We start from the raw sequence: 18,438 nt of genomic DNA, 5'->3' as shown, positions 1-18,438 counted from the left end.
GCGCCTAACCCAGCGGCACCACGGCGCCGCCCTGCTGGGCCGCGCCGCGCACCCGGGCTTCGCACAGCGGCGAACCGTCGTTGAACGCCAGCCTGGCATCGCTGGTCTGCGGTCCGACCCAGTTATGCACGCCCGCCTTCAGTTCCACCTTGCCCGGCGCGTGCAGCTGGATGCCGCCGCCTTCGATGCGCAGATAGGCGCCGCCCGCCGTGGCCAGCACGCGTTTGGCCGCCTGGACGGTCACGTTGGCGTCCGCCGACGCGACGGTCACGGCCTTCTCGGCCGCCAGCGTCATCTTGGCGTCCTGGCTATGCACGCGCAGCTTGCCGCCGGCCGCATGCAGGCGCAGTCCGCTTTCCTTGACGGGCCGGCCGCCGGAGGCCGCAAGCCCCATGGTGTACAGCACTGCGCCCGCGGCCACGCCCATCGCCAGGTTGGCGCTGCTGGCCCAGTTCACATCCGGCGCCACCTGGGCGAATGTCTTGCCCGCCACCAGGAAGGCATCGGCGGGCGTGTACTGGCCGATGCCGCTGGGCGCACTGACCTGGATATGCGGTTCGCCATAGGCCGCCACCGCCACGCCGGCCGTGGTCGGGTCGTCCTGCGTGGCCTCCACCACGTCCAGGATGCGAGCCAGCGCCTCTTGTGCAGGCAGCGTCTGCGGATCGTCGTCCAAGACCGCCTTCTGCCTGACCGCGGTGTCAGCCAATTCCTTGGCGGCCGTCATCGCGGTCTTGACCTGTTTGGCGGCTTCGGCGCTGTCCAGCAGCGCGCCGTCGGCGTTTTCACGCAGGTCGGCGCTGATCAGCAGGCCCGAACCGCCGCGCACCGCCACGGCCTCCTTGGTGGACAGTTCGGCGCCATAGCCCAGGTCTTCCAGCCGCTCGTTATCGCGTTGCTGCTTGATATGGCCCAGATTCAAGCGGCTGTCCGCCTGTGTCGTGGAGACGGTCAACCGCGACTGCCCCGGCGTATCGTCCTGGACCAGCTGGTTGTATCCCCCCGTGCCCGTGCCGCTGTCGGACAGCGCCTGCGTCTTGAACCCGGACATCACCACGTTGTGCGCGTGGCCGTCCTGGCCGCCGGCGAACCAGGCGGGCGCATTGCCGGTCGCGTTGGCGCCGCCGGCCTGCACTTGATTGTGCGACGCGTCTTCGGCGCCCTCGCCGTTGTACAGCGCCCCCACCACGACGGGCCGGTCGATGTCGCCGTGCAGGAACTCCACCAGCACCTCCTGCCCCACCCTAGGCACGAAATGGCCGCCCCAGTCGCCGCCAGCCACCGGTTCCGCGACGCGGACCCAGGTGCCCAGCTCATCCTTGGCGGGTGCGTTATCGTCGCCTGAAGGGTGCGCCAGGCGGCTGCTGGAGACTTTGCCCCGCTGCCAGTGGAATTGCACTTTGATGCGATGGTCGCGGTCCGTCAGCACAGGCGCTTCGGCCCCAACCACCAGCGCCGTCTGCGCGCCGAACACCGTGGGACGCGGATGCACGCGCGCGCCGTGGCCGTCCACCGTCATAGGGCGGAACTCGGTGTCGATGCCAATGCACGTGAAGCGGTTGCGGTAGAAATCCTCATCCGCCTCCGCGGCCCCGGATTCGCTGACGGCGCGGCCCATGTCGGCGTCGAAGTTGTTGCGCGCCTGATGCGTCATCGCGATCACGACATACGCCGGCTGCGCATCCTGCTGATAATGGCCGGTCAGTTCAAACCGCTGCCCGGGCGCCAGCGTGCGCACGGTGCCGGCGCCTTCCACGCAATCCTGGCGCGCCCGCAGCGCGGCCAGGGCATTGTGCGCCAACCGTTCGCCCTGCGCGCTGTCTTCGTAGGCGTACTGCCCCGGGTAGTCGTGATGCACCAGTTCCCTGTCATTGGCCAGGTTGCCGGCGGCTGCCTGCGCGGACACGGGACGCGCCTGGGCGCCACGGTAGTCCCAACTGGCCAACCGCACCCCGTTGGTCTGCCAGCGCTGGCGGCGGCTCCATTGCTGGATGCTGTCTTCTGTTTCGGTCACGTCCGCGCGGGCGAAACGCACGCTGGCCTGCGGTCCGGGCTTGAAGGCGCCGTTGTGATCGGCGATGACCAGCGTATGGCTGTCTGCCTCGTGCTCCACCCAGTAGAACAGGCCCTCTTCGGCCAGCAGCCGGTCTACGAAGGCATAGTCCGTCTCGCGATACTGGACCGTCAGGCTGCGCTTGGCGTAGCTGGCGCGGTCCCTCAGGTCCCAGCGCCATTGGGGCGCCAGCACGCCGCTTCCCTTGTAGTCAGCGAAGATGCTTTCGACGATATCGAACACCGTCCGGTCCTGGTACGCGAAGCTATCGTGCCGCTGGCGCAGGAAGGCCAGCCACGGCTCCACCGTCAAGCCGTACCGCGCCATGCCGCCATTGGCTCCTTGATATTCCGCGCCGGTCACGTGGCCGTGCCAGAGGCGGGGCTGGCCCCGGTCAAGCGCGGTTTGCAGCCGCAGCGTCACCGGCTGACCCAGCAGAGCCTTCAGCGGAATATGCGCATCTTCGGACAACGCCGTCACGTCCAGGCGGAATCCGCCGCCCGACAGGCTTTCAACGCCCGCCAGCGTTTCGGCCACCAGCTTGTTCGTGCCCAGCGGCGTGCTCAGATCGAGCAGCCGGTTGGCCTGATCGGTGCCGGCGGCAGACAGACGGGAAAGGGACGCGGAATCAGGAGGCATGGCTTGGGTTCCGGAATCAGGACAGGCGATAGCGGAAGTCGCCGTTCTTGCCCGCCGTCACGCGGATACGCGCGATCGCCTCGCCCTGCGCCATGCGGCCCAGGACTTGTTCGGCAATCTGCGGCAGCAACGTGCCGTTGAGGATGTGGTCGACGTTGCGCGCGCCGGTGTCGACCTCGGTGCAACGCGCCAGCACCGCCTCGACCAGCGCGTCGTCCCAATCGAACACCGCGCGGTGGTTCGCCTGCACGCGCGCGGCGATGCGGCCGAGCTTCAGGCCGATGATGCGCACCAGCGCGTCGTCGTCGACCGGGTAGTACGCAACGGTTTTCATGCGGCCCAGGAATGCGGGCTTGAACGCCTTGTACAACTGCGGTGCAAGCAGGGCCTGCAACGCCTCGGCATCCGGCCGTTCCGCCGCGCTTTTGTTCAGGCAGGCCTGCATGATCGCCGACGAGCCCACGTTGGACGTCAGGATGATGAGCGTATTGCGGAAGTCGATCTCGCGGCCTTCGGCGTCGTCCATCACGCCCTTGTCGAACACCTGGAAGAACAGCTCCAGCACGTCGGGATGCGCCTTCTCGATCTCGTCCAGCAGCACCACGCTGTAGGGCTGCCGGCGCACGGCTTCGGTCAGCACGCCGCCTTCGCCGTACCCCACGTAACCCGGCGGCGAACCCTTCAGGCCCGACACGCTGTGCGCCTCCTGGTATTCGCTCATGTTGATGGTGACCAGCTTGCGTTCGCCGCCATACAGCACGTCCGCCACGGCCAACGCGGTTTCGGTCTTCCCCACGCCCGACGGTCCGACGAAGAGGAACACGCCCTTGGGCTTGTTCGGATCTTCCAACCCGGCCCGCGCCGTCCGCACGCGCTGCGCGATCGCGTGCAGCGCGTGGTCTTGCCCGATGACGCGTTCCGCCAACAACGGCTGCAGTTCCAGCACGGTGCGGATTTCATCATTCACCATGCGGCCCAGCGGAATGCCGGTCCAGGCCGAAACGATCTCGGCGATGACCTGGGCGTCGACAAAAGCAGGCACCAGCGGCGCATCGCCTTGCAGCGCGCGCAGTTGTTGTTGCAGTTCGGCCAGTTGCGCCTGGCCCGGCGAAGGTTCCGCCGCCTTGGCCGGGCGTCGCTTGCCGGCGGGCTCGGGCGTCGCAGGCAGGCCAGCGGCTTCCAATTCCTCGCGCAACGCGTGGATCTGGCGGACCAGCTCGCTCTCTTGGGCCAACCGTGTTTCGGCCTCGGCCAGCGCCAGGCGCACGGCTGCCATCTCGTCGTCCAGTTCGCGCAGGCGCACGGCGGGGCCGCCGCCCGCGGCCGCTTCGCGATGCAGCGCCGCGCGCTCGGTGTCCAGCCGCCCCAGCCGATGGCGAGCATCGTCGATCAGCGCCGGCGTGGCGCTGCGGCCCAACGCCACCCTGGCGCACGCCGTATCCAGCACGCTGACCGCCTTGTCCGGCAGTTGCCGGCCGCTGATGTAGCGGTGCGACAGGCGCGCCGCGGCCACGATGGCCTCGTCCAGCACGCGCACGCCGAAGTGGCTTTCCATCAACGGCGCCATGCCGCGCAGCATGCTGGCGGCCAGCGCTTCGCTGGGCTCTTCCACTTTGACGACCTGGAAGCGGCGCGCCAGCGCCGCGTCCTTTTCGAAGTACTTCTTGTATTCGCTCCAGGTGGTGGCGGCGATCGTGCGCAATTCGCCGCGCGCCAAGGCCGGCTTGAGCAGGTTGGCGGCGTCGTTCTGGCCCGCCTGCCCTCCCGCGCCGATCATCGTGTGCGCTTCGTCGATGAACAGAATCACAGGCGTCGGACTTTGCTTGACCTCGTCGATCACGTGCTTCAGGCGGTTCTCGAATTCGCCCTTGACGCTGGCGCCGGCCTGCAACAGGCCCAGGTCCAGCGTGCGCAACGCCACGCCCGCAAGCGCTGGCGGCACGTCGCCCGCCACGATGCGCAGCGCCAGCCCTTCGACCACCGCCGTCTTGCCCACGCCGGCCTCGCCGGTCAGGATGGGGTTGTTCTGGCGGCGCCGCGTCAGGATGTCGATCATCTGGCGGATTTCGGCGTCGCGCCCGATCACGGGATCGATCTTGCCCTCGCGCGCGCGCTCGGTCAGGTTGGTGGTGTACTGATCCAGCGCTGGCGTCTTGGTCAGGGCGGCCGCGGGCGCGGCGGCATCCTGGCCGGCGGCATCAGCGTCGTCGCCCAGCGCGACGGATTGGCCCGCCTCTTCGGAACCCGCCGTCAACGCCGCGAAGTCGTGCTTCAGCGCGTCCAGCCGGAACGACTCGAACAAGCGCGATCCGCGCCGCGCCAGCGCCGCCAGGTCGGGCTCGGTCAACAGCGCCAGCAGCAGGTGACCCGAGCGGATACGCGTCGTCTGCGTATCCAGCGACGCGATCAGCCACGCGTGTTCGAACAGCCGCGGCAAGTGCGGCGAGAAAACCGGCGTGCGCGTATTGCCGTTCTTGAAACCGCGGATCTCGGCATTCAGGTCGGCTTCCAGCACCGACGCTTCGATGCCGCTGCGCCGCGCCACCATGCTGAAGTCGCTGGCGGGCCGTTCAAGCAAGGCCAGGAACAGATGCTCCAGATCGACTTCATAGTGCCCTTGCGCCATGCACAGGCTGGCGGCGCGTTCGGCGGCCTGGCGGCAGGTCTGGTTCAGCTTCGTGATCAGGGTTTTCAGCGGGGTGGCCATGTTCTCGTTCGTCTTGTTCTCAATGGATGGTGTGCAATTCGTAGCTGGCGTCGTCGCGGTCGGCGTCGACCGGGGCGGTGCAGAGGAAGGAATTCCAGCCCAGGCGGGCCCCCTCGCCGGCGCCGCCCAGCACGCTGCCGGCGACATCCGTCCGAGCCATGATCAGCCGCACTTCGTATTCGAAGCTCATGCCGCCGAACATCGTCAGCAGCTTCTCCAACGCCTGGGCGCGCGCGCCGCCAGGCAGGAAGTCCGCGAACGCCGTGCGCGACAAGGGGCCAATCCACAGGCGGATGCGCAGGTCGCGTTGCCAAATGCGGTCGCCGGCCATCGCGGACACGCCCAGCACCGCGCCAGGCGCGCCCAGCTGAGTCCGGTGCTCCGGCGGCACGTGGTACCAGCGCCCGACGAACTGTTCGACGCGCATATCCACCTGGAAGTAATCGCACAGCACCCGCTGCAGGAACGTCGCCGACACCGGCCGTTGCCGCGCGGCGGCGGCGTAGTGCGCCAGCGATTCGTCGAACACCTGCCCGTCGCCCTGGTGCAGGCGGTCGCGCAGCGCGGGATGGCCGATACCGCCCAGCGCCAGCAGCAGCGGCAGATAGTGGTGATCCTGCTCGGTCTCGTGGCGCATCGGCATGCGGTACTTCTTCCATGCCGCGTAGAAGAGCGCCGCCGCCCGGTTCGAGAAAATGTCGAAAAAAGCCCGCGCGCCGCGATCGCGCCGGGCACTCTCGCGATGGCTCAGTATTTCGGAGTAGTGCAGCGGCAGCGCGCCTTGCGCGCCCAGCAAGCCGAAAAACGCGGGCTCGATCTCTACCCGTCCCAGCTTGCCTTCGGCCAGCGCCGCCAGGCGCGACGCCGTGTCCTCCAACGGCAGCCCATCCTTGTCGTAAGCCGTCAGCGCCGCGATTTCACTCGCCGGAAAGCCCAGCGAGGACGAGTTCAGGAAACGCAGGTGAGCGGGCACCGCGTTTTTCGCACGCGCCCCCTCCTGTCGGGCGAACCACAGCTCCAGCACCCGGACGGCCTGGAAAAACTTGAAGCGCTGCGGCTCGGCCAGCAGCGATTCGATTACGCTAGGATCGCGTCGCCGTTGCATGGGGGGCACCGTAGGATTTCTTCTGCGCCGCGGCGCGACAACACGACCAGCTGCACAAAGCTGTTGGCGTGCACATACAGGCCGAAGAAGCGGTTGATCACCGCCACGAAGGCATGCAGGCTGGTGCCGACGAAGTTGTCTTCATTGATCGTCAGCCGGATCTCGATACCGCGTACAAACGTCGCGAACGGTTCGCCCGGCATCCAGTGGGTGGCGGGCTTGTAGTCCAGCCCCACCAGGCCCTCGATCTGGCGCGCGGCTACCGCCGCGTGCGACAAGTCATAAAGCCGCAGCGTCTCCTTCAAGGCGGGCAAGCCGCTTTGCACCAGCGACAGGTGGTTTAGCGCCAGGTGCGAAATCAAGCGCCAATGCGCGGCGCGGCCCTGCTGGAATCGATGGGTATGGGTGGGCCGGCGCAGCATGCGGATTTCGCGGGCGACGGATCCGCCTTCCAGGAACAGATCACCGCCGGTCTGGCCCACGGCCAGATGCGCAGGCAGGTCCCGGTTGGTGCAGGTCAGGTCCAGGCTCAGGGTCTCGGTCTGCGGCACCGACGGATCGAAATCGATATCGACGATGGACATCTCCATCTCGTAGCCGGGGCTGCGCTCGGCCACCATGGAATCGCGCCGCGCCGTCCAGTAGTGGCTCGCGCGTTCAGGCGTTTCACCATGATGCAGGGAGTAGAACGGGCGGAATTCCACCACCGAATCGCCTTGCGCGTTCTGCCGCACCTGCCGCACGCGGTCGATCGAGTAGACCTCGTAGCCGTAGGCGCGCCGGGCGTCCGCCACTACGGGATAGGACGCCGCCGCATGCGTCACGCGGATGGGGTCGGCGCGCTGCGGGAACAGATTGACGACCGGCGTGCAGCCCAGCCGGAAATGGTCGGGCGACGCCGACTCCAGCAGCCGCGCCGTATTGGAATCGGCGCGCAGACCCTTGACGGGCAGATGCAACGTGAATTCGCGCGCCGTGCCCACTGATCGCCGCAACGCGGCCAGGTCGATGTCGACGAAGTTGAACTTCTCGGCGAAGACGAAGTACTCGGCCAGCAGCCGGTAGGCGGGGTGCGAGCTGGCCGGAAAATCAATCAGCGCGTCGGCTTCCGCCAACCCCACTTGCGCCAACGGCACCTGGTCCAGCCGATGCCACCGGCCGGGCTGCGTTTCGACATAGGCGGCGGCCGTCCGCAGGAACAGGCAATCCCGCAGCGCAGCGACAAACGAGGGCTCGCCATGCAGGTAAACGCGCAGGGTGTCCACGGCAAGATTGGAGAAATTCTGCGTCTCGGCCAGGCACGCCAGCGTCAACGACAGCCTCCCCGTCACCCCGGGCGGCAACGACGTGGACGACGGCGCATTGGCCGTGGACGCGAAACTGGCGCGGCGAATCGTCACCGGCGCCAGCGTCACGTCGTACGCAGTGCGGAAGCGGCAGGCCACGCCGCGCACCGGATGGGATTTCAATTCGGTGCCGCGCGGCATCCGTACCGGCGCGGTCAATTGCGCCGCCACGCCGCCCATGTCGAACTGCGCCACCGAACACGACGGGAACGGCCGCAGGTAGTGCGGGTACATCACCTCGAAAAGCGCTTCGGTGAATTCCGGATAGTCGTCGTCCAGCTTCTTGTTGATGCGTGCGCCCAGCAAGGCGAACGACTCGATCATCCGTTCCACGTGCGGGTCTTCGCACGTTTCGCCCGACAAGCCCAGGCGCGCCGCGATCTTGGGATAGCGTTGCGCGAAATCGCGCGACGATCCGCGCAGGAAACCCAGCTCGCGTTCGTAATAGGGCAGCAGTTCTTCCATCTTTCCCTTCCTCGCCGGCGGCGTGCCGCCCGCGCCCGCGTGCGTTGTTTTCTATCAGGCGACCGCAGCCGTCTTGGCCCATCCCTTGCTGACGGAATACTGCAAGGTGGACGGCTGCAACGTCGCGTCGAACGTCACCGGTTCGTGCGCCGGACCTACGTCCAGCATGGCGGTGATCGCAAAATACAGGACCGATGTCGCGCGGCTGTCCACCTGCAGCACGACCCTCACGTGCGTCAGCCGCGGCTCATGCCGCGCAATCGCCTGCTCCAGCGATCGGCAGATGAATTCGCGGTCGTAATGGCTGGCCAGGCTCAGCCCCGAGAAATCCGACAGCCCATAGGTCAGGATCGACCGCTGGCAATTGGGGTAGCGCTTAAGCGATTCTTCCGTGAAGACCATGCGCGTGTTCAGCAGGGCCTCGATGTCGCGCGCGACCGTTTCCTTGATTTCTTCCACCGACAAGCGCCGCAAGGCATGCGGTGCCTGCCCGTCGCCGTCGAACAATTTGTCGAACAGGCTGGGCTCGAATCCTTTCATCACGGACCTCCGTTCAGCACGGGCCGCGCCCCCGGAAAGGGGCGCAGCCTGTCCTGCCTACGCGGTCGCGTTCAGACCGAATACGTCTTGTCGTTCTTGGTTAGGCTCCAGGCGCCCTGGGCGTTGCCGCCCTGGTTGCCGCCCACCTTCTGCTGCGTGTACTTCCACTGGACGGCGGCATACTTCAGCGAGAACGATTCGTGCGGCAGGCCTTCGCTGACGACTTCCGGCGCCACGCGCGAAATGATCACGTACTTGAGCTTGATCTCCAGGTACTTGACGCGGTTGCCTTCGCCGTCGGCGCGCAGGAAATCGATGGTCACTTCGTCGAACGTCGTACCGCCGGATGCGTGCTGATACAGCAGCGGGCTGACGACATCCAGATCCTTGGTGAAGACCATCTCGCCGTGCTCGGTGCGCTCGGCGGTGTGACCGCCCGAGGTCGAGGCCGTGGCCGAACGCGGCTGGATGATCTCGTGGCGCCACGAACCGACTTCGATCCAGTCCGGGTGGTCCTTGTCCTGGGACTCGCCCTTAAGCGCAGGATTGCCAAATTTGACGTAAATGTCCTTCATTCATAGCCTCTCAAGTTGAAAAACCGCTTATCGGACGGGCATCAGGACTTCTGGGCCTGGGCGGGAAGCTCCGCGACCAGACGCAACGAAATCGAAAGCTCGTCGAGCTGAAAGTGGGGCCGCAAGAACGCCACGGCCCGGAACACGCCGGGGCGACCCGGCACTTCGGCGACTTGCACCGAGGCTTCCCGCAACGGGAATTGCGCTTTCTGTTCCTGGCTGGCGTTGTCGTCCAGCAGGACGTACTGCGAGACCCAGCGGTTCAGGAAACTTTCGACCGACTGCGCGGATGCGAAGCTGCCGATCTTGTCGCGCATCATGGCCTTCAGGTAGTGGGCCACGCGCGACACCGAAAAGATGTATTGCAACTGCGCCGACAGCACCGCATTGGCGTTGGCGCTGTCGGTGTTGTATTTCTTCGCCTTCTGCACGGACTGCGCGCCAAAAAAGGCCGCATAGTCGGAGTTCTTGCAGTGAACCAGCGGGATCAGGCCCAGGTCGCTCAGTTCCTTCTCGCGCCGGTCCGTAATGGCAATCTCGGTCGGGCACTTGAGCGCGATCTCGCCGTCGTCGGTCTTGAAGGTGTGGGTCGGCAGGTTCTCCACCAGGCCGCCGCCTTCCACGCCGCGAATGGCCGCGCACCAGCCGAAATCGGCGAATGCAGCCGTCAGGCGCGCGCCGAAGGCCCAGGCGGCGTTGCACCACAGGTACTTTGCGTGGTCCGTGCCATCCACGTCCTCGACGAAGTTGAAGCCCTCCACCGAGGTGCCTTCTTTCGGGTCGTACGGCAGGCGGCCCAGGAAGCGGGGCATGGTCAGGCCGACATAGCGCGAGTCTTCCGAATCCCGGAAGCTGCGCCATTTGGTGTATTCGACGGTGTCGAACACCTTAGCCAGGTCGCGTGGGCGCCCCAGGTCCGCAAAACTGTCCAGCCCCAGCAGTTCAGGCGACGCCGACGCGATGAACGGCGCGTGCGAAGCGGCGGCCACGTGCGACATCTGCTCGATGAAATACATGTCTTCGGGCTGGCGCGTGATCTCGAAATTGCCCAGCAGCGCGCCGAACGGCGAGCCCCCGAACGTGCCGAATTCTTCTTCGTAGACCTTCTTGAACATCAGGCTCTGGTCGAAGTCGATGGCGGTCTGGAAGTCGCGCACCAGATCGCGCTTGGTGACGTTGAGCACCTTGATCTTCAGCATCGGGCCGGTGTTGCTCTCCTGGCACAAGTAGTGCAGGCCGCGCCAGGTGCTTTCCAGCTTCTGGAATTCGGCGCCGTGCATCACTTCACTGAGCTGCGCGGAGATCAGGCGGTCCAGTTCGGCAACGCGGGCGTCCAGCATGGCCGACAGGTTGTCCGACACCACGACGGTGCCCTTCATGACTTCACGGGCCAGTTCGCCGATCAGGTCTTTGGCGCGATCGTGTTCGGCGGTGGATTTGGCGACCCGGCTTTGTTCGACGATCTGGTCGAGCAGGCCCGAATCGGCCTCGGCGGCCGGAGCGGCCGAGTTCTGCGCGGCGGCGGAATTACTCATGGCTGCCTCCCTTGCCGTTCTTGCCGGCTTCGCTGGTCAGTTGCTGCAATTTTTCCGTGCTGCTGAGCACCTCGCCCAGCAGGTCTTCCAGCCGGTCGTTGCCGGCGAGCTTGTTGCGCAGGTCGGCCAGTTTGGTGCGGATGTCCAACAGTTCTTTAAGCGGTTCGATCTGCTGCACCACGGCTTCCGGCCTGAAATCTTCCACCGAGCGGAATTTCAGGTCGACGCCGAAGGTGCCGCCCTCGTCCGTCAGGCGGTTCTTGACGCGGTAAGCCGCGCGCGGCTCCAGCCCGCTCATCACGTCATCGAAGTTATCCACATCGATATTGACGAACTTGCGGTCCTTCAGGCGCGGCAGCTCGGCCTCGGATTGGGCACTGAAGTCGCCCACCACGCCCACGACGAAGGGAAGCTCTTTCTGTTCGATCGCGTCGCCCTTCTCGACGTCATAAGTCAGTTGGACGCGCGGCGGGCGCACTTTCTGGAGTCGTTTCTGAACGCTTTCTTTCTTAGCCATGAGGGCTCCCAGCGAGGTGCGTGTTGGTAAGGCTGACAAGGCCGGCGACGCCGGCGCCCGCGAGCCGATCAGGGTTTGAGAAGATTGCCGAACGGATCCGGCGCACGTCCGCCGGAAGCGGCGGGCGTGGCAGGCGGCGTCGCAGTCGGTGCGGCAGGTGCCGGGTTCGACGAGGTTGCAGCGGGTGTCGCGGTTCTAGCGGGTGCCGCCGTAGCCGGGGCGGCGGTTGCCGGGGCGCCGGCATCCGCTGCGGGCGGCTCGACGCGTTTGGGGGGTTGACGCGGCCGCACGGGCGGCTTGCGTCCTTCCGGAAACAGGACGTCCTGGCCCAGCGTTTCGCGCATCGCGGCGGCCAGCGCCACGGCGTCCGTGCGCGCATTGCCCGCCAGGAGCGCATCGGCGCGCAGATCCGCCAGGGACTGCATCGCCACACGCAAGCCTCCCACGGCGCGCACGGTCTTGGCGGTGAAATCCTCGGGGTCCCGGTTCAGCGCTTCATCCGCCGCCACGATCGCTTCGCCGTACTTCTGTTCGTCGAAACGGATCTTCGCAATGTACGACCAGGGCTCGCCTCGCGAGGGATTGCGCTGCGCGATCTCCTGGAACTCGGCCACGGCCTGATCGCCTCCCTTGGAGGCAAGGCTCTGCGAGGCCTGCGTAATCGACTGCTTGAATTCGGCATCGGTCTGCGGCTTGACAGTGGCTGCACAGCCAGTCATCAAAGCCACGATTGCGCCGCTCAGGAGGAGACGAGAAAGTTGCATTTTTTGGGCACGTGGGGTTGTAACCAAGGCCGCGTATTTCAACAACTTTTTGTTAGTACACCACTACAGTGATTAACTCGATGTAACGCTGCACGAAACGTCGCCTAACGTGCCGCGATCTTCATGCCGCAGCAATGTTCCGGTATAAAGAGCCATGTCAAAACATCTCAATTTATCGCGATGCTTGGCGGCCTTTTCCCTGGTTGCGGCAAGCTCGGTAATTAGCGGTTGTGCGGCCGTTTCGGCGATCGGCGCGGTGGCCGGAATGACGGGCAGCGCGCTCGACATCACCGGCCTGAAAAAGGACCCGAATGCGCCCATCGACGTGAAATTGGCGATCCATGCCGGAGAAAATTTGAACGCGAGCAGTGGCCAGCCCATGGCCATCGTTACGAAAACATACTATTTGAAGAATGCCGAGGCATTCCTGCGCGCACCGCTCACGCAATTGGTTGATACTGCGCAGGAAAAGGCGGCACTGGGCGATAGCGTCATCGCTTCACGCGAGGTCATCCTGACGCCCGGGCAGCGCTATGAGAACGTAGAGAAAGTGCCTAAGGGCGCGACGTATATCGCAGTAGCGGCCTTGTTCTACGCGCCCGCGCCGCAGCGTTGGAAGTATGTGTTTGAAGTGAAGTCCGCCGAGGACTCCGGCATTGTCTTGGGCGCCCATGCCTGCGCGATGACCGTCGCTACCGGCAAGATCGTGCTGCCCCCGGGCGTGCCTGAATTCGATCCGTCCCGCCTCGCTTCGGTGCAGTGTCCGAACTGAAGGCAGTTGCAACCCACGTCATTACGAAACGCCCGCTACCTAGATATCAATAAGAGCCAGCCAACGTGAGTTATTCAGCGAAAGTCCTATGGGGTGAGGGCCTGTTCCTGCGGCCCCAGCATTTTCAGCGGCAAGACGCCTACCACGAGGCTCGCCTCGCAGAGATGAGCCGCGCGCTGCATCCCTATTCATGGGGATTGCGCACCGTCCGCTTCGACGCCGCCGCGCTGGCCAACGGCATGCTGCGCGCCACCGAGCTGTCGGCCATCTTCCCCGACGGCGAAATCTACAACGCGCCCCACAACGATGACCTGCCGCCCGCCGTGGCGCTGGACGGCCTGGATGGCGCGAGCGAAGCGGTGTTCTATCTGGCGCTGCATCCCATGAAGGACATCGGCGGCAACTACCGTGACGGCGCGCAAAGCCAGGGCTTCGACGCCCGCTATGCGCATCAGGACAGCCCGGCGCCCGACCTCTACACCAACGCCAGCACCGCCGACCTGGCATTCCTGCGCAAGAACGTGCGGCTGCTGTCCGAGCACGAGCCCCGCGACGCGCTGCTGACCATTCCCGTTGCGCGCGTGCGCCGCACCGCCAGCGCGGGCTATGAACTGGACACCAGCTATATCGCCCCCAGCCTGACCGTGCAGGCCTGCAGCGCGCTATTCGAGCAGCTGCGCCGACTGCTGGACGCGCTGCAAGCCAAAGTGAATGCGCTATACGGCTTTCACCGCGAGCCCAGCAAGAACATCATCGAGTTCCGCTCGGGCGACGTCGCGTCATTCTGGCTGCTGCACACGGCCAATGAGGCCTATTCGGCGCTGTCGCACTTGTTCCACAACCCGCAGCTGCACCCCGAGCGCCTGTTCCAGGAAATGCTGCGGCTGGCCGGCGCGCTGATGACGTTCTCGAAGGTGCATACCCTGGCCGACCTGCCCGTGTACCGCCACGATCAGCCCGGCACCGCGTTCGCGCAATTGGACGAGATCCTGCGCGACCTGCTCGACACCGTCATTTCGACCCGCTATTTCTCCATCGTGCTCGACGAGGTGCGCCCGTCGTTCCACGTCGGCCGCCTGGACTCCGACAAGCTCGACGAAACCACCGCGCTCTACCTGTCGGTGTCCGCGGCCACCCCGGCCAGCGAACTGGCCGAGACCGTGCCGCTGCGCTTCAAGGTCGGCGCGCCCGACGATGTGGAAAAGCTGGTTCTATCAGCCATGCCCGGCGTGCAGCTGGTCTACACGCCGCAAGTGCCGCCGGCCGTACCCGTCAAGCCGGGCGCCTGCTATTTCACACTGCAGACGCGAGGATCGCTCTACGACCGCATGCTGCAGGCCAGAAGCATCGCCATCTATGCCCCCTCCGGCATACCCGAACTGAAGCTGGACCTGATCGCCGTCACCCGCTAACCGCTGCCCACCGAAAGAGCCCGCCATGACCGCCGACGCGCCCTCTTTGATGCCCGGAGCCACGCTCCCTCCCCGTGCCGCCGACTTCTACGGTTCACGGCCCGCGAAATCGTTGCTGGACTTGCTGTACGACGGATTCCTGATGCTGTTCCTGCTCAAGAGCGGACAGCAGCCAGCCAGCGCGGCGTCTTTCTCGGCGCGCGTGCAGCAGTTCCTGGCCGACTTCGAACGCACCGCGAAGAAGCTCGAGATTCCCGCCGAGGACGTCTACGCCACCAAGTATGCGTTCTGCGCCGCCGTCGACGAGACCGTCCTGAATTCCGGGTTCTCGATCCGTGACGCATGGATGCTGCAACCCCTGCAATTGACGTTGTTTGGCGAACAGCTGGCGGGCGAGAATTTCTTCACCCGCCTGGAAGACCTGCGCGCGCAAGGCGCGCCGCGGCTGCAATCCCTGGAAGTGTTCTACATGTGCCTGCTGCTGGGGTTCCAGGGCAAGTACATGATCGAGGGCCAGGAAAAACTCGGCTACCTGACCGCGCGCCTGGGCGACGAGATCGCGTTGCTGCGCGGCAAGCGGGCCGGCTTCGCGCCGCACTGGCCGCTGCCTGACAAGATCGCGCATACCTTGAAGCGCGATGTTCCGCTGTGGAGCATCGGCGCCATCTTCGCGCTGCTGGGATTGCTGGCGTATCTGGGCATGAGCCATTTCCTGAACGGCGACATGCAGACGGCGATGGCCCCGTATCACGACATCGTCAAGCTCGGCCCGCGCGCCGCCCACCTGACCATCTCGCTTCCCTGACGGTCCACCCCGGACGGCCACGCACTATGACCGATCGCTCTTTCTCGCCTGCGGGCTACAGCAGCCTGGACGCTGCCGCCTTGTCCCAGAACGCGCGCCTGATCCAGGTGACCACGCCCTTGGGCGACGCGCTGACGGCCGAACGCATGCGCCTGCAAGAAGGCGTCTCCGAACTCTTCGCATTGACCCTGGACTGCCTGGCGCCTTCCGCCGAGCTGGACGTGGAACCGCTGCTGGGCAAGGAGATCAGCGTCGACCTGCTGTTGGCCGACGGCAGCCGCCGCCGCTGGCATGCCGTCGTGGAAGGCGTGGACGCATTGGGTGCGGACGGCGGCCTGGCGCGTTACCGGCTGCACGCCGCGCCCTGGTTGGCAACCTTGCGCCTGCGCCGCGACAGCTTTCTTTATCAGGACAAATCGGCCACCGATATCCTGAGCGAGATCTTCGCGGACTATCCCTTGGCGTCGTTTTCCTTCGACATCACCGAGCCGCTGGCGCCCCGCCCGATCCGCACGCAGTATCGCGAAACCGATCTGGCTTTCGTGCTGCGCCTGATGGCGGAGTCGGGGCTGAGTTTCCGCTTCGACCACCAGCAAGGTGATGGGCAGGATAACGGCGGTACAGGCGGCGCGCAGCATCGCCTTGTCGTGTTCGACGCCGGCGCAGCGCGCCCGGAGAATCCTGCGTCGCCCCTGCGTTTTCATCGCGCCGATGCCACCGAATCCGAGGACAGCATTTTGCGTTTCGGCGCGGCGCGCATCGTCCAGCCGAACCGCGTCACGCGTGTCGCCTGGAACGAGCGCGCCCTGCTTGCGCATGGGGCCGAAGTCAGGTCGGACCTGGACGTGGGCGCCGTGCCGCCGTTGGAAGACTATGATTTCGACGGCCACGGCCGCTACACAGACGACGCCGGCGCCGAAGCCCTCGCGGCACGCAGCCTGCAAGCGCATGAATCGCGCACGGTGCGGTTCGAAGGCGGCGGCACCGCGCGGCAGATGATGCCGGGCCACACGTTCGCCCTGACGCAGCACGACCGCTATGCGGAAGGCTCGGGCCAGGCGTTGGACGAAATGGGAGGTAACCGCTATACGCTGCTGCGCGTGACGCACGAAGCCGCCAACAACCTGGGCGCCCAGGCCGCGCAGGTACTGGAAGCGCCGGACCTGGAACGCGGCGCCTACCGCAACACGTTCAGCGCCGTGCCCGCGGCGGCCGCGCTGTTGCCGGGCTGGCGCGCCAAGCCCACCGCGCCGGAAGGCGTGACGGCCGTTGTCGTGACGGCGCAGGACGCCCCCATCACCTCGGGCCGCGACCTGCGGGTCAAAGTCCAATTCCCCTGGCAGCGCGGCAAGCGCCCGCTGTCCGGCGGCCTGCCCCACCGCAGCCATGGCGACGATGCCGGCAATGCGCCGGGCGACGACAGCTCGGGCACGTGGCTGCGCGTAACCGGCGCGCAGGCGGGTCCCAACTGGGGCGCGCACCATTTGCCGCGCCAAGGCACCGAAGTGGTGGTCGAATTCCTGGACGGCGACATCGACCAGCCGGTCGTGGTCGCCCAGTTGTATAACGACGCCGATTTGCCCCCGTGGTCGGCCGGCGTGAACGCCGAGGCCAATCACCCCGGCACGCTGAGCGGCTGGCACAGCCAGGGCCTGGACGGCCAAGGCCACAGCCAGTGGCTGTTCGATGACACGGCGGGCCAGGTCCGCACCCGGCTGTCCAGCTCGATCGCCGCCTCGCAACTGGGCCTGGGCTATCTGGTCAAGCAGGCGCCAGACGAATCCAATCGCGGCGAATGGCGCGGCACCGGCTTCGAACTGCGCTCGGACGCGTGGACCGTGGTCCGGTCAGGCCAAGGCATGCTGCTATCGGCCACCGCGCAGGAGGACGCCCGGTCCACCCAGGCGGACGCCTCGCAGGCATTGGCGCTTATGCGCGGCGCGCAGCTTTCCGCCCAACGCATCAACGCGGCCGCCACGCAGCGCCAAGCGCGGCCGCTGGCCGCGACAGACCAGTTCGACACGCTGACCGAAGCCGTCGACCCCAAGGCCCGAGGCCGCTATCCAGCCAGCGTGGGTGGCCAACAGGCGGTCAAGGCCAGCGACGGCGAACGCAGCGGTACGGAACCCGTTGAACGCATCGACGGCGCGCGCATGTTGATCGACGCGCCTGCGTCGCTGAACCTGGCCACCCCGGCATCCGCCATCCTGCACGCGAGCGAAAACCTGCACGTCACCGCGCAAGCCGACGGCCATGTCGCCGCGCGCCAGACGTTCGCCAGCGCATCGGGGCGCGCCACCAGCCTGTTCGTCCAGGACGGCGGCATCCGCGCCATCGCGGCCAATGCGCCGGTGTCGATACACGCGCATACCGACATGCTGGAACTGCTGGCCGGGCAAGACGTCACCATCACGTCGACCACCGACAGCATCGAGATCCTGGCGAACCAGCGCATCACCCTGCAGGCGGCCGGCGGCAGCATCGTCATGGACGGCGCCGATATCGTGTTCAAGGGGCCGGGCATGTTCTCGGTCAAAGGCGCGTCGCACAATCTGATCGGTCCGGCCAGCGACGCCGCGGCCTTGCCCGCGCTGCCGTCCACGCAGGTGGGCGACGTGATGCTGGTGAAGGCTGAACTGGTGCACCGGCCCGAGCAAATGCTGCAAGCCCTGGCGGGGTCGGGCCAGGCCGTCAACGCTGCCGGGGCCTCCGACGCGCTGGCAGGCACCGCCGCGGCCACCACAGCCTCCACAGGCGCTTCGAGCGCTGCGGCGGCAGGTGGGATAGGGGCGACGCTGGCCAAGGGCGCCAGCGCCGTATCCAGCGGCCTGGCGTCACTGCAGGACAGCGCGTCAGGCATGCTCGACCGCGCCAAGTCGATGGCCAGCGATGCGCTCAAGCCCGTCCAGGACATTGCTGCCCGCGCGAATGATGCCGTGGCCTCGGTGCGGCAGACCGGTGCGGGCATGATGTCCGCCGCAGCCGGCAAGGCGGGCGACATGGCTGGCACCGCCATCGGCAGCACCGGCGCCGGCCAGATGGCCGGCAGCGCCCTCGCCAACGCGACGCCTTCCCTGATGGCGGGTGCGACCCCGTCGCTGATGGGTGGCGCAACGCCGTCGCTGATGGGGGGAGCCCCCACGTCACTCATGGGCGGTGCGACGCCGTCGCTGATGGCTGGCGCCGCGCCGTCGTTGACGGAA

13 protein-coding genes are annotated in these 18,438 nt (G+C 66.4%); 4 read left to right on the top strand and 9 right to left on the bottom strand.

Translation table 11 applies throughout. From position 1 onward, the window contains the following. Positions 1–4 precede the first annotated feature (4 nt). The 9 genes from HG262_RS12770 to HG262_RS12730 all read right to left on the bottom strand — a co-directional run bounded on the left by HG262_RS12770 (position 5) and on the right by HG262_RS12730 (position 12,201). Complete coding sequence (locus HG262_RS12770; RefSeq protein ID WP_169271382.1) at positions 5–2,692, bottom strand: type VI secretion system Vgr family protein; 2,688 nt, start codon at positions 2,690–2,692, stop codon at positions 5–7. A gap of 16 nt (positions 2,693–2,708) precedes the next feature. Continuing rightward, positions 2,709–5,399: a type VI secretion system ATPase TssH gene (gene tssH / locus HG262_RS12765; protein WP_169271381.1), complete on the bottom strand. Its 2,691-nt coding sequence runs from the start codon at positions 5,397–5,399 to the stop codon at positions 2,709–2,711. Between the two features lie 19 nt (positions 5,400–5,418). Then, on the bottom strand, positions 5,419–6,513 hold the full coding sequence (gene tssG / locus HG262_RS12760; RefSeq protein WP_348984386.1) for a type VI secretion system baseplate subunit TssG: 1,095 nt from the start codon (positions 6,511–6,513) through the stop codon (positions 5,419–5,421). Beyond that, positions 6,477–8,315 carry a type VI secretion system baseplate subunit TssF gene (gene tssF, locus HG262_RS12755; RefSeq protein ID WP_169271379.1) on the bottom strand — a complete coding sequence of 613 codons (1,839 nt, stop codon included), beginning with the start codon at positions 8,313–8,315 and terminating at the stop codon, positions 6,477–6,479. The genes tssG and tssF overlap by 37 nt, the downstream gene beginning before the upstream one ends. 54 nt (positions 8,316–8,369) lie before the next feature. Beyond that, positions 8,370–8,855: a type VI secretion system baseplate subunit TssE gene (gene tssE, locus HG262_RS12750; protein ID WP_169271378.1), complete on the bottom strand. Its 486-nt coding sequence runs from the start codon at positions 8,853–8,855 to the stop codon at positions 8,370–8,372. Between the two features lie 71 nt (positions 8,856–8,926). Further along, positions 8,927–9,430, bottom strand: coding sequence for a type VI secretion system tube protein Hcp (locus HG262_RS12745; RefSeq protein ID WP_006395404.1), 504 nt, complete (start codon positions 9,428–9,430; stop codon positions 8,927–8,929). Positions 9,431–9,471: 41 nt separating this feature from the next. Next, entirely contained in the window at positions 9,472–10,965 is a 1,494-nt protein-coding gene (gene tssC, locus HG262_RS12740; protein ID WP_169271377.1) for a type VI secretion system contractile sheath large subunit, read from the bottom strand. After that, complete coding sequence (tssB, locus tag HG262_RS12735; protein WP_105557015.1) at positions 10,958–11,482, bottom strand: type VI secretion system contractile sheath small subunit; 525 nt, start codon at positions 11,480–11,482, stop codon at positions 10,958–10,960. Before tssB ends, tssC begins: the two co-directional genes overlap by 8 nt. 68 nt (positions 11,483–11,550) lie before the next feature. Then, positions 11,551–12,201 carry a hypothetical protein gene (locus HG262_RS12730; RefSeq protein ID WP_211187249.1) on the bottom strand — a complete coding sequence of 217 codons (651 nt, stop codon included), beginning with the start codon at positions 12,199–12,201 and terminating at the stop codon, positions 11,551–11,553. 199 nt (positions 12,202–12,400) lie between these two features. On the opposite strand from HG262_RS12730, the gene tssJ reads away from it, so the two are divergent. The 4 genes from tssJ to HG262_RS12710 form a co-directional block, all read left to right on the top strand. Then, positions 12,401–13,018, top strand: coding sequence for a type VI secretion system lipoprotein TssJ (gene tssJ / locus HG262_RS12725; protein ID WP_169271375.1), 618 nt, complete (start codon positions 12,401–12,403; stop codon positions 13,016–13,018). A gap of 65 nt (positions 13,019–13,083) precedes the next feature. After that, positions 13,084–14,430, top strand: coding sequence for a type VI secretion system baseplate subunit TssK (gene tssK / locus HG262_RS12720; protein WP_169271374.1), 1,347 nt, complete (start codon positions 13,084–13,086; stop codon positions 14,428–14,430). Between the two features lie 49 nt (positions 14,431–14,479). After that, on the top strand, positions 14,480–15,235 hold the full coding sequence (gene icmH / locus HG262_RS12715) for a type IVB secretion system protein IcmH/DotU (RefSeq protein WP_248293347.1): 756 nt from the start codon (positions 14,480–14,482) through the stop codon (positions 15,233–15,235). Positions 15,236–15,261: 26 nt separating this feature from the next. Continuing rightward, positions 15,262–18,438, top strand: a 3,177-nt coding sequence (locus tag HG262_RS12710) for a type VI secretion system Vgr family protein (protein WP_169271372.1), incomplete at its 3' end; no start/stop codon positions are given.

Source organism: Achromobacter sp. Bel, from assembly GCF_012928505.1.
Lineage (GTDB): Bacteria > Pseudomonadota > Gammaproteobacteria > Burkholderiales > Burkholderiaceae_B > Achromobacter.
Note: the sequence above shows the minus strand (reverse complement) of the source record. Positions and strands in the feature narration are given on the sequence as shown.

Coding starts and splice junctions, on each gene's coding strand:
- tssH (WP_169271381.1), bottom strand. CDS start 5,399: ATGGCCACCCCGCTGAAAACCCTGATCACGAAGCTGAACCAGACCTGC.
- tssJ (WP_169271375.1), top strand. CDS start 12,401: ATGTCAAAACATCTCAATTTATCGCGATGCTTGGCGGCCTTTTCCCTG.
- tssF (WP_169271379.1), bottom strand. CDS start 8,315: ATGGAAGAACTGCTGCCCTATTACGAACGCGAGCTGGGTTTCCTGCGC.
- HG262_RS12745 (WP_006395404.1), bottom strand. CDS start 9,430: ATGAAGGACATTTACGTCAAATTTGGCAATCCTGCGCTTAAGGGCGAG.
- tssB (WP_105557015.1), bottom strand. CDS start 11,482: ATGGCTAAGAAAGAAAGCGTTCAGAAACGACTCCAGAAAGTGCGCCCG.
- icmH (WP_248293347.1), top strand. CDS start 14,480: ATGCCCGGAGCCACGCTCCCTCCCCGTGCCGCCGACTTCTACGGTTCA.
- HG262_RS12770 (WP_169271382.1), bottom strand. CDS start 2,692: ATGCCTCCTGATTCCGCGTCCCTTTCCCGTCTGTCTGCCGCCGGCACC.
- tssE (WP_169271378.1), bottom strand. CDS start 8,855: ATGAAAGGATTCGAGCCCAGCCTGTTCGACAAATTGTTCGACGGCGAC.
- HG262_RS12730 (WP_211187249.1), bottom strand. CDS start 12,201: ATGACTGGCTGTGCAGCCACTGTCAAGCCGCAGACCGATGCCGAATTC.
- tssC (WP_169271377.1), bottom strand. CDS start 10,965: ATGAGTAATTCCGCCGCCGCGCAGAACTCGGCCGCTCCGGCCGCCGAG.